This is a genomic window from Streptomyces sp. YGL11-2, assembly GCF_050054615.1.
Classification (GTDB): Bacteria; Actinomycetota; Actinomycetes; order Streptomycetales; family Streptomycetaceae; genus Streptomyces.
On the sequence record NZ_JBNHIN010000084.1, the window covers coordinates 1 to 9,987 of the forward strand.

Here is a 9,987-nt window from a genome sequence, read left to right on the forward strand (position 1 = left end):
GCTCGTGGCACCAAGCACCCCTCCCCGGCCACAAGCTACAGGCTGCCAACCCTCAAAGTCAGCGGCATTGGGTCTAGACGCAACATCTTTGCTCTGAGCTGGTGTCATGCTTCGCCAGATGGTGCGCCCCGGCGGGCCCATCGCCCGAGTCCAGGCATCGGTGCACGCCGCCGTCCGCGAACTCGCATCGCAGGTGGGCCGGGACGCCCTGACCCTACCGATGGTCGCCCAGCACGCGGGCGTAACGCCGTCGACGATCTACCGCCGCTGGGGAGACCTGCAGGAACTGATGTCGGATGTGCCGGTCGAGCGCCTACGCCCCGACACGGCGCCCAAGGACATCGGTGAACAGGCAGAGCAGGACGAACTTGCCATCACGGAGGGAGTGTTGAACCGCCTGGCCGAGCAGGTGCGGGGCGACACCAAGGCGGCCGGCTCGGCTGCTCAGGCATCGGCGAAGGTGGTCGGGCGGGCGGTCCTGCTCATCCCGCACCGCAGTGACGTGGCCGACGAGGACGCGCTGCCCGGCGACCACCGCAAGATCCTCGCGACCGTGCGGTAAGCCGACGGCCCGGTGCAGGTTCGGACGGTCGGCGAACGGCTGGACCTGGACACCTCGGTGCGCGGCAGGCTGGAGCCGCTGCGCCGGAAGATGACCAAGTTCGCCAACCGCGGCTGGCTACACAAACGCCCTGACGGGCGGTTCACTGCCCGCCGGTAACGGGGCCACGTTGGAGCGAATGCGTTCGAGTGAGTGCTTTGGGCCGCCTGCCTTCATGCGCGCACTGCCGGAAGATCACCCGCCCAAGACTCCCGTTCGGTCTGCACGTTCCAAGATCGGTTGAGATACGGCTTCTCAACTCATCAGGCCAGGTGACGCTGCGAGACCCCGTGAACAGCTGATGTGAGCACCGCTCGGTTGACCGTGATCGCCGCACCCGGATCAGTCCATCCGCCCGCAGGGACGCTCACCCGCTACCACACACCAACTCGTCTCTATTTTCTCGTAGTTGGCCCATGGCGCCCGGGGGGGCGGGTCTCGCCCGAACCGTGCTGTGTGTACTTCGCTGACCGTGTGCCAGTCGGCGCCGGAACCGCGCTCTTGCAGCACTCCCACGCCTCCGGCCCTCGCTGCATCAGTCAATGTTGGCCCTGTCGACGACGGCGCGTAGGCACCGGTCGTCGGCATGGTGGACTGTTGGTGTTTCGTTGGCGGCCGTGTGTGCCTCGTGGCTGCTCGCGCAGTTCCCAGCTCCAGCGCCGGGTGACCGATCAAGCGGGCGCCGGCCACGGACCGGTTACAGCAGCCCCGCGTCCCGTGCCGTCCACACCGACGGGACCAGCGGGCGGTAGCCCAGTTCGTGGCGGATGCGGGTTGTCGACATCACGCTGTGCCAGGGGTCCGGGGCGTCCTTGTCGTACGCCTCCTGCGGCACCGGCAGGCCATGGAGTTGGAAGAGGTCGACCGTGGTGACCGGGGCATCGTCGGCGATGTTGTAGACGCCGTGCGCCCCGGGCGCGTACAGCAGCCGCTGCAGGCCCTGCGCCACATCCATGTGGTGGCCCATGTGCAGGCGCTGCATGGCGGGCCAGTTCGGCGCCCACTCCATTGCGTTGGCGAGATGCGGGTCCCCGTCGCCGTACACGAACGGCAGCCGTCCGATGCGGAGGTCGTTCAGGCCATCCAACGCCCCGAGCGCACGCTCCGCCTCCCACTTGGACTCGGGGTAGACGCCCCAGAAATGACCGCCCGGCACCGTCTCGTCGTCCTCGACCAGCGACCTGCCCCGCCCCGCGCCGTACACGAGTCCGGTGCTGACCTGCACGAACCGTCGCACGCCCGAGGCCATCGCGGCGCGGGCGAGCTCGACGGCCGCGTCCCGGTTGACCGCCCGCGCCTCCTCGTCCGCCACCCCGCGGAACGCGGCGGCGACGTTGACCACCGCGTCCACGCCGGCCGTCGCCTTGCCGAGCACCTCCGCGTCGCGCAGATCGCCGACCAGCACCTGCGCGCCGAGCCCGGCGAAGTGCTCGCCGCGCGCCGCGTCCCGCACCAGGACCCGCACTTCGTCGCCGGGCGTCGCGCTCTGCAGCAGCCGCGGCACGAACCGCCGCCCAACCTGGCCCGTCGATCCTGTCACCAATGTCAGCATGGCCGCCTCCTCGTCGTCGTTGCCATGTCTGAAGCGTGCGGGAGCGACGGGCACGGTGGGAGAGACGCGGTTATCCAGGGACCGGCGCTCCCTGGATACGAGTCCGGGTCCGAGAGATCCTGGAACCGTGGATCGAACCGAACTGGCCGACTTCCTGCGCCGCGCCCGCACCCGCCTGGCCCCCTGCGACGTGGGGCTGAGCGCGGGTCCGCGGCGCCGCACCCCGGGCCTGCGCCGCGAGGAGGTGGCCCAGCTCGCCGGGATGTCCACGGACTACTACACGCGCCTGGAACAGCGCCGCGGCTCCCACCCGTCGCGGCAGATGCTCACCGCTCTCGCCCGCGCCCTGCGGCTCACGGACGTCGAGCGCGACCACCTGTTCCACTTGGCGGGCGAGGAGCCGCCGCGGCCCGGTGGTTCCTCGGGCCACGTCCGCCCGGGGCTGCTGCTGATCCTGGACCGGCTGCACGACCTGCCGGCGTCGGTGCTGAGCGACTGGGGCGAGGTGCTCGCCCAGAACGCGATGTCGGTGGCCTTGACCGGTGACCAGGCGGGGACGAACGTGATCCGCCGCTGGTTCGCGGTCCCGGACGCACGGGCCCTGTTCCCGCCCGAGAACCACGAGGTGCACGCCCGCGCCCATGTGGCGAGCCTGCGGGCGGTCACCGCGGCCCGCCCCGACGAGCCGGGCCCGGCCGCCCTCGTGGCGGAACTTCGTGCCGCGTCAAGGGAGTTCGAGGAGCTCTGGAAGTCGCACGACGTCGTGGTGCGCCGCCCATCGCCCAAGCGGTTCCTGCACCCTGTGGTCGGAGTCCTCGACCTCGACTGCGAGGTGCTCCTCAGCGACGGCCACAGCCAGCAACTCATCGTGCACTCGGCACGGCCAGGCACGCAGACCTACGAGCGGCTCGAACTGCTGCGGGTCGTCGGCCTCCAGGACCTGACCCCCAGCTCGTAGGAGAGGCCAGTGCCGTAACAGGATCATCCGCAGCTGCATCAGCTGATGGCGAGACCACCGTTCAGAGGACCGGTTGAGTTCGTCGGCGAGAGAGCGAACCGTGTCCGATGCGGCTAGGCCGTGTTTCAGGAAGCGGCGGTCGGTCATTTGGTGAGGTCGCCCGCGATGTGTCGATAGCGGTCTCGACGCCGTCTCCGGCGCCATCGTCGGGCTTGGATCCGTGGCGACCGGGGCCGCCGTCTCTGTCCTGGCCCTGGGCGCGGCCCTTGTGCAGCCGAAGGCGGGACGGGCTCTGGACGCCGGGCGGATCACCGCCTCCAGCCGGATCCTCGTCGGCCTACTGGCCACGGCCGCCGGGCTGGGCTCCCCCCGGCCTGGTGTTGTCCTGCCCGCCGCAGTTCTGATCGGCGCGTGCACCGGGCTGATCACCCCGCTCGGCTTCGCGGCCCTGGCTGCCTCCACTCCCGAGGCGCGGTTCGGGCAGACCATGGGGGCCGCCGAGCTCGGCGGGGAACTCGGGGATGCGGGCGGCGCGCTGCTCGTCGCCACCCTTACCAGCGTGTCGACCCTCACCAGCGGATACGCGGCACCGGCTCTGGCGATCGCGGCGCTCGCTGCGCCGATTGCCGCCTACCGGGCGCAGCCGCAGACCGAACCCGGGAACGGATGACCGGGACCCACGCCACCCGCCGACCCGGTCCGCTGGAGGACGGGGTCAGCGATGTTCGTGGTGGCGGGAGGGCATGGCGGCTTCGACGAACAACCTCTGGACGTCGTGAGCGGTCAGGGCCAGGCTGGCGCAGCAGACCACTATCAGTGCGGTGAGCGCAACGGCCAGGCCGCGGCGCAGGGGTGTGGGCGGGGCGAGCAGAGCTTTGACGCGCTGAGGCACCGGACCGCCGGTAGCCGCCATCGCCGCCGCCGGGGCTCGTTTCGCGGCGAGTGCCGCACGGGCGACGGCGCGGGCGACCAGCGGGCGGTCGGCGACGGCGGCGCTGGCTTCCTCATCGGCCCAGCGTTCGAGCGCGAACGCTCCGGCCTTGGCGAGGGGGCGCAGCAGCGGATTGACGGCTGCCGCGAGCTGCAGAGCGAGCAGGAAAAGGTGGTGGCGGTGGTGCAGGTGGGCGCGCTCGTGGGCCAGCAGGGCGCGCCGTTCGTCGGCGGTGAGGGCTTTCAGCATGCCGGAGGAGACCACGACCCGACCGGGGACCCCGGGCAGGGCGAAGGCGGCGGGGGCGGGGTCGTCGAGTACGGTCAGGTCTCCGGCCACGGGCAGGTCCCGGCATTCGCGCCACGCCTCGACCATCACCCGTACCCGGCGCCAGGACGCCACCACGAGGGCCGCCGCGCAGACGAGCGCGGCCAGTGCGCAGCCGGCGGCCACGGGCCAGTCGACGGGGTTGTCGGCAGCCAGCACGTGCGGGGACCAGCGCCCTTCCTCGGCCACCTCGGGGTTCTGGCCGACGAACGTGAAGCCGATCATCGCGAGGGCTGTCACCCAGGCGCCTGCAGCAATGACGGCGGCCAAGGTGAGCATCCATGCGGCGGTGCGCGGCGGCAGTCTGCGTCCCGCACCCGGCGCGGTCAGTGCGAGGACCGTGCCGACCAGCAGCGGCAGACACAGAACGATCCACCTGATCCACACGTTCTAGCCCTCCATGTCCCCGCGCAGCAGCTGCTCCAGCAGCTTCTCGTCCTCGGCCGGCAGATCGGAGACGAACCGGGCGAGGACCGCAGCCCGGTCCCCGCCCCGCTCCAGCAGGTCGCGCATCCCGGCCGCCGCGTGCCCGGCCTCGTCGCGAAGGGGGGCGTAGAGGTAGCCGCGCCCGGCGCGCTCGCGCGCCACGAGCCCCTTGTCGTGCAGCCGGGACAGGATCGTCAGCACGGTGGTGTAGGCGGGGTCGCCGGCCACCTGCTCGCGCACCACGCCCACGCCCACCGGCTCACCGGCCGCCCACAAGGCCGACAGGACTTCGCTCTCCAGCTCGCCCGGCGCCCGCCGGCCCGCTGCCGGACTCCCCTGCTCGCTCACGCTCCCCGCTCCTTCGTCACCAGCCCATCGCCGCAACGAAGCGACCAAGGTTTCCACCGGCCCTCCAAGCTACTACGGCGTGTAGATGCCGGGGACCGCTCACTGCCTGCAGCGCGCGGGGACTGGAGGCCGTGGTCTCGGAGCGGGCCGACGTCCCACCCGCGTTCTTGGCAGGCGTCCATCAGCCGGGGCAGCGCGCCGAGGGTGCTGCACCAGGAGCCCTTGGCAGGGGTGCAGTCGGAGTCGTGCAGCAGGATGGTGCCGCCGCCGCGCAGGCCGGCCATCACGGTGTCGTAAACGGTGCGGGGGGGGGTAGCCCGGGCACGCCAGTCCCTGCCCCAGGCGGTCCACAGGACGGGGATCAGGCCGAGGCGGCGGCAGGCCAGGTGGGCGCCGCTGGTCATGACGCCGTACGGGGGCCGGTAGAGGTGGGGCGGGATGCCGGTGAGGTCGGCGAAGGTGTCGCGGGCGCGAGCCAGGCCGTCGTACGTGGCCCCGGGCCCGCGCAGCACCAGCGGGCGATGGGCCCAGCCGTGCACAGCGATCTCGTGCCCGGCCGCGGACATCTCCTTGACGAGTCCGGGTGAGCGTACCGCCATCGAGCCGAGCAGGAAGAACGTCGCCCGCAGGCCGCGGCTGTCCAGGAGGCGCAGGAAGTGCGGGGTGGACAGGTGGTCGGGGCCGTGATCGAAGGTGAGGGCGACGTGGTCGGGCTGTCCCTGCCCGGACAGGTGAGGCATGAATCGGTTGCGCAGCGGCCCGAGGGCGGAGACGGCCGGCGCGGCGTGGGCGACGGCGAGCAGGGGCAGCGTCAGGCCCCCGGCGCGTAGGACAGTGCGGGTCGCGCGGCGGGGGGTCATCGCCGGACTCCCTCGATGAAGTGGGCGAGCGTGGCGAGGTGGACCGGGGAGTCGCCGTATGCCTTGGCGAGGGGGGCACCGATGCCCAGCGCGACAGTGGTGGCCATGGCCGCGGTCGCCACCGGGAGGCCGAGCCGGGCCGGACGACGGGTCGCCGCCCGCAACCGACGTCTTCCTGCCGCGACTTGGGAAGAGGCGCCGTTGCCGCCCGCGGCAGCGGCGACGGTCTGCGCCGGACCGTCGCTCTGCCGGAACAACTCAAGCCCTCGGGTGCGCTGTTGGTGGCCGAGCGGGCCGTGGAGCAGGTCGGTGAGCACAGGTGCGAGGTTTGCGGGTTCTCGTATCCACGTGGCGAGCCCGGCCTCCTGCAACGCGGCGGCGTTGGTCTGTCCGTGACCGGGTATGCAGCGGTAGCTGGCGACCGGCAGACCAGCGGCGAACGCCTCCAGCGAGGTGAGGCCGCCCGCGTTCTGCACCAGCACGTCAGCGGCGGACATCAGCGCGGGCATGTCCTCCACCCAGCCGTATACGTGCTCGACGCCGGCCTTGTGCAGACGCCCGGCCAGCGCGTGGTTGCGCCCGCACACCACGACGGGCACCGCGACGCCGCTGTCCCGGATCTCGGCGGCGACCTGCTCCACGGGCCCCACGCCCCACGAGCCCGCGACCAGCAGGGCCAGTGGCGTGCCGAGGGGCAGTCCGAACCGGGCCCGTGCCGCGTTGCGTTCTGCCGTGGTCGCCGGAGCGAACCGGGTGCCGGCCAGCGGCCCGGTCACCACGGTCCCGGCGGCGCCTTGCGCGCGGGCCTGCCCGGCGGGTATGGGATGGGCGGCGAGGTGGGTGTCGACACCGGGCGCGACCCACAAGGCATGGACCGAGAAATCGGTGAGGTAGGTGATCGCGGGCACGGCCAGACGGCCGCGCAGGCGCAACGCGCCAAGTACCTGGCTCGCTCCCGGGTACGTAGAGACGACCGCGCGGGTGTCCGGGGTGATCGCCCGCAGGGTGCGACGTTCCGCACTGCGGAACAGGGCGCGCGCCAGGGGGCCGGGGCGAGCGCCGTGTTCGGTGGCGGCATAGATCCGCTGGTAGCCCGCGGGGGCCCAGGTCAGCAGGCGGTGGTAGCCCCAGGACAGCAACTGCCCCAGCCGGGCCGGGAGCAGATCGAGGAAGTCGTGCCGCTCCACACGGAACCCGTCGGACTCCAGGCGGCGCGTCAGTTCGCTGGCTGCACCGTCGTGTCCCGCGCCCACGCTCGCCGAAATGACGACGATCCGTGGGGAGGCGGGGTCCTGTGGCCCGGCGTCCGGGAGCGGCGGGAGCGCCCGCACATCTGCCGGGTTGTCGCGAGAGGACACAGCCGATCAGCCTCCTGAAGGACACATGCGACGGGACTTTCCGCCGGCTGCCTGAGCACAGGGCGCGAGGAGCCACCAACCCGCGCGAGGTGCGGCCAGGTCGGAGGCCACCACTGAAACTACTACATGATGTAGAAGTAGGGTGCTGGGGGAACGGTTCAGAACTCGCCCCGGCAGGGAGAGCGAAGGGGAGGACTCTGCGGTGACGGGTGCGTCATGGGCGATGGGCGGGCTGGATGCGGGGGCGCTGCTGTCCCGGTACGGCGCGTGGGCCGTGCTGGCGGTGGTGTTCGCAGAGACCGGACTGCCGGTCCTCGGGGCGTTCCTGCCCGGGGACACCCTGTTGCTGCCGGCCGGACTGCTGTGCGCACCCGGCACACCGGGCAGAGTGCACCTGTCGCTCCCGCTGGTACTGCTGTGCGCCGGACTGGGCTCGGCCGCAGGGGCGCAGACAGGCTTCTGGACAGGGCGACGAAGCGGTCGGCTGGCGCTTACGCACGGGCCGGCGGGGCGTCCGCGTCCGGCACTGGAGCGCGCCGAGGCATGGTTCGCGCGTTACGGTCACCGTCGCGCGGTGCTGCTGGGCCGGTTCGTGCCGGTGGTACGCACGCTGGTGCACCCCGCGGCCGGAATGCTCGGGATGCCCGCGGCGACCTTCACGCTGTGGCAGGTCCTGGCCGGACTGGCCTGGTCACAGTCCTTGATACTGGCCGGATACGCACTCGGCTCCGCCGGCAACCACGGGGCGGCATACCTCGTACCCGTGATCGTCGCCGCCCTCGCAGCAGGCATAGTGCCGCCCGTCTGGCAGTGGGGGCGCTCACGACACGCAGCGCGCGCCACCCAGCGGCAGGCAGCGCCATAGCCATCCACCTCACCAGTGCCGCCGGCGAGGGGAGCCGGTTCACCAGGGCGGCAGCGGCGTGGGTTACCGGGCCCGAGAGTCCGGCAATCCGGCTGGTGATCGCATACCCGCCTCCCCCTCCCCCGCACCCACGCGATCGGCGTCCAGGGCAGCGAGGACGACCGCACCTCTACAGCATGTAGTAGTTTGACCGGGTGGTCTCGCCTGCCGATGACGTGCCGGGCGGCTGCCGCCTCACGCCCAGGCCGCGTCTCGCGTAAGGACGTCTTCCATGCCCCAGGTGATCGGCTTCTTCCTGCCCGGTACCTCCCCGGCCGTTCAGTGGCGGTGTCCCCAGGTCAGGGCACGTTCATCGGTGATCTATCACCGAGCCGGCCACCGTCAGCACCGATGACTTATGCCACCGATAATTCCGCCATCACCAGAGAACGAGTCGCCCTATGGCTGAACTGACGCTGTTCCTCCGGGAGTACGCCCGGACCCGCCAGGACGTCGGGGCGATCGCTCCGAGCAGCCCCAGGCTCGGCAAGGCCCTCACCCGGTACGTGATCCCCAGCCCCGGCCACTCCCGCGCGGTGCTGGAGGTGGGGCCCGGCACGGGAGCGGTGACCCGCCACATCGCCGGATCACTCGGCCAGTTGGACACCCTGGACCTGGTCGAGGCCAACCCGCGCTTCGCCACCCTGCTGCGCGGGACGTACGGCCGCGATCCGCGACTGCGGGTCCTCACCGGCCTGGTCCAGGAACACGAACTGGGCCTGTACGACACGATCGTGTGCGGTCTGCCGTTCGCCAACTTCGACGCCCGGACCACGGCGGAGATATTCGACCGGCTGCTCGGATCACTGCGCCCGGGCGGCACCCTGTCCTTCTTCGGATACGTGGGCGGCGCGACCGTGCGCCGGACGCTGGCCAGCGGACCGGACCGCGAGCGCACCCTCGCCGGACAAGCGGAGCTGCGCGACATCCTACGCCGACACGCGTTCCGTACCGAAGTGGTGCTGGGGAACCTACCGCCGGCCAGGGTCCATCATCTGGCGCCGGTCGGCACAGCCGCCCACACCGAGCGGGACGGCTCCTGCACCTGCCCCGACGCGTCCTCCTGAACGAATCCGCCACAGCCCGGCCATCGCGGCGTCGTCCCGCACGGCCCCGAGCACCAGCAAGGACGCCTCCCGCGGCACCGGCAGCAAGCCCCGCAAGGCCAGCCAGGCCCGCAAGGCCAGCGAGGCCCGCAAGCTCACCGAGGCCCGCAAGGCGGCCCGGGTATGCCGCGACGACTGACAGCCGCTGCCCTGAGAGCCGTACGACCCTGATCAAACGATCGAGAACCTCCGGCCCCGCCCCAAGCTCTCCCGTGAGCACGCCTACGAGATGAACACTCTCGTGGCGTGCCCGGCCACAAGTTGCGACTGCACCAACCACGGCGCTCGACCACACCAGCCATCGACCGCGACAAGAGCCCGCTGCTCGACGCCGATCACGACGCCATCCGCACCACCGACGCGCCGCGCCAAAGCCCACACATCCGTGACGCCGCCACCGAACCCGGCGACGACGTCATCACGTACACCACCACGGCCGACCTCGGCTTCACCCTGCCCCTGCGCGACGCCGAACCGATCGCCGACGACATCCTGTCCGATCCGGTGCGGACAGAGGCCATCGCCGCCGCGATCCTCAACCATCCCGCGTTCGTGGTCGCGCTCCCCAATGAACCGGACAATGACGCCATCTCACCCCGACCCGGGTGGGGCGGCC

Annotated in this window: 12 protein-coding genes; 7 read left to right on the top strand and 5 right to left on the bottom strand. The window is 71.7% G+C overall.

The annotated features are described in order from the left end of the window. Positions 1 to 106 precede the first annotated feature (106 nt). Together ACO1BR_RS41460 and ACO1BR_RS41465 are read left to right on the top strand one after the other, a co-directional pair. The gene (locus ACO1BR_RS41460; RefSeq protein WP_426800295.1) at positions 107 to 562 is read left to right on the top strand and encodes a helix-turn-helix domain-containing protein; all 456 of its coding nucleotides are present in this window, start codon (positions 107 to 109) and stop codon (positions 560 to 562) included. Positions 563 to 574: 12 nt separating this feature from the next. After that, positions 575 to 721 carry a hypothetical protein gene (locus tag ACO1BR_RS41465; RefSeq protein ID WP_426800296.1) on the top strand — a complete coding sequence of 49 codons (147 nt, stop codon included), beginning with the start codon at positions 575 to 577 and terminating at the stop codon, positions 719 to 721. Between the two features lie 577 nt (positions 722 to 1,298). On the opposite strand, the gene ACO1BR_RS41470 is transcribed toward ACO1BR_RS41465, so the two are convergent. Beyond that, complete coding sequence (locus ACO1BR_RS41470; protein WP_426800297.1) at positions 1,299 to 2,153, bottom strand: NAD-dependent epimerase/dehydratase family protein; 855 nt, start codon at positions 2,151 to 2,153, stop codon at positions 1,299 to 1,301. 127 nt (positions 2,154 to 2,280) lie between these two features. Here ACO1BR_RS41470 and ACO1BR_RS41475 point away from each other — a divergent pair, with 127 nt between their 5' ends. Continuing rightward, a complete protein-coding gene (locus tag ACO1BR_RS41475; RefSeq protein WP_426800298.1) occupies positions 2,281 to 3,111 on the top strand; it encodes a helix-turn-helix transcriptional regulator in 831 nt (276 codons plus the stop codon). Positions 3,112 to 3,331: 220 nt separating this feature from the next. Beyond that, on the top strand, positions 3,332 to 3,781 hold the full coding sequence (locus ACO1BR_RS41480) for an MFS transporter (RefSeq protein ID WP_426800299.1): 450 nt from the start codon (positions 3,332 to 3,334) through the stop codon (positions 3,779 to 3,781). 45 nt (positions 3,782 to 3,826) lie between these two features. On the opposite strand, the gene ACO1BR_RS41485 is transcribed toward ACO1BR_RS41480, so the two are convergent. The 4 genes from ACO1BR_RS41485 to ACO1BR_RS41500 are packed head-to-tail and all read right to left on the bottom strand — an operon-like array spanning position 3,827 to position 7,361. After that, positions 3,827 to 4,756 (bottom strand): M48 family metalloprotease, encoded by a 930-nt coding sequence (locus tag ACO1BR_RS41485; protein WP_426800300.1) that lies wholly within the window; start codon positions 4,754 to 4,756, stop codon positions 3,827 to 3,829. A 3-nt stretch (positions 4,757 to 4,759) separates the two neighbouring features. Next, positions 4,760 to 5,143, bottom strand: a complete 384-nt coding sequence (locus tag ACO1BR_RS41490) for a BlaI/MecI/CopY family transcriptional regulator (protein ID WP_426800301.1) — start codon at positions 5,141 to 5,143, stop codon at positions 4,760 to 4,762. Continuing rightward, positions 5,140 to 6,003 carry a polysaccharide deacetylase family protein gene (locus ACO1BR_RS41495; protein WP_426800302.1) on the bottom strand — a complete coding sequence of 288 codons (864 nt, stop codon included), beginning with the start codon at positions 6,001 to 6,003 and terminating at the stop codon, positions 5,140 to 5,142. The genes ACO1BR_RS41490 and ACO1BR_RS41495 overlap by 4 nt, the downstream gene beginning before the upstream one ends. Beyond that, positions 6,000 to 7,361, bottom strand: coding sequence for an MGDG synthase family glycosyltransferase (locus ACO1BR_RS41500; protein ID WP_426800303.1), 1,362 nt, complete (start codon positions 7,359 to 7,361; stop codon positions 6,000 to 6,002). Before ACO1BR_RS41500 ends, ACO1BR_RS41495 begins: the two co-directional genes overlap by 4 nt. 202 nt (positions 7,362 to 7,563) lie before the next feature. Between ACO1BR_RS41500 and ACO1BR_RS41505 the strand changes: the two genes are divergently transcribed. From ACO1BR_RS41505 to ACO1BR_RS41515, 3 genes are all read left to right on the top strand, one after another. Continuing rightward, positions 7,564 to 8,226: a DedA family protein gene (locus ACO1BR_RS41505; protein ID WP_426800304.1), complete on the top strand. Its 663-nt coding sequence runs from the start codon at positions 7,564 to 7,566 to the stop codon at positions 8,224 to 8,226. Between the two features lie 440 nt (positions 8,227 to 8,666). Continuing rightward, the gene (locus ACO1BR_RS41510; protein ID WP_426800305.1) at positions 8,667 to 9,332 is read left to right on the top strand and encodes a class I SAM-dependent methyltransferase; all 666 of its coding nucleotides are present in this window, start codon (positions 8,667 to 8,669) and stop codon (positions 9,330 to 9,332) included. 285 nt (positions 9,333 to 9,617) lie between these two features. After that, a partial coding sequence (locus ACO1BR_RS41515; protein ID WP_426800306.1) for a hypothetical protein occupies positions 9,618 to 9,987 on the top strand: 370 nt, incomplete at its 3' end.

Coding starts and splice junctions, on each gene's coding strand:
- ACO1BR_RS41495 (WP_426800302.1), bottom strand. CDS start 6,003: ATGACCCCCCGCCGCGCGACCCGCACTGTCCTACGCGCCGGGGGCCTG.
- ACO1BR_RS41460 (WP_426800295.1), top strand. CDS start 107: ATGCTTCGCCAGATGGTGCGCCCCGGCGGGCCCATCGCCCGAGTCCAG.
- ACO1BR_RS41470 (WP_426800297.1), bottom strand. CDS start 2,153: ATGCTGACATTGGTGACAGGATCGACGGGCCAGGTTGGGCGGCGGTTC.
- ACO1BR_RS41510 (WP_426800305.1), top strand. CDS start 8,667: ATGGCTGAACTGACGCTGTTCCTCCGGGAGTACGCCCGGACCCGCCAG.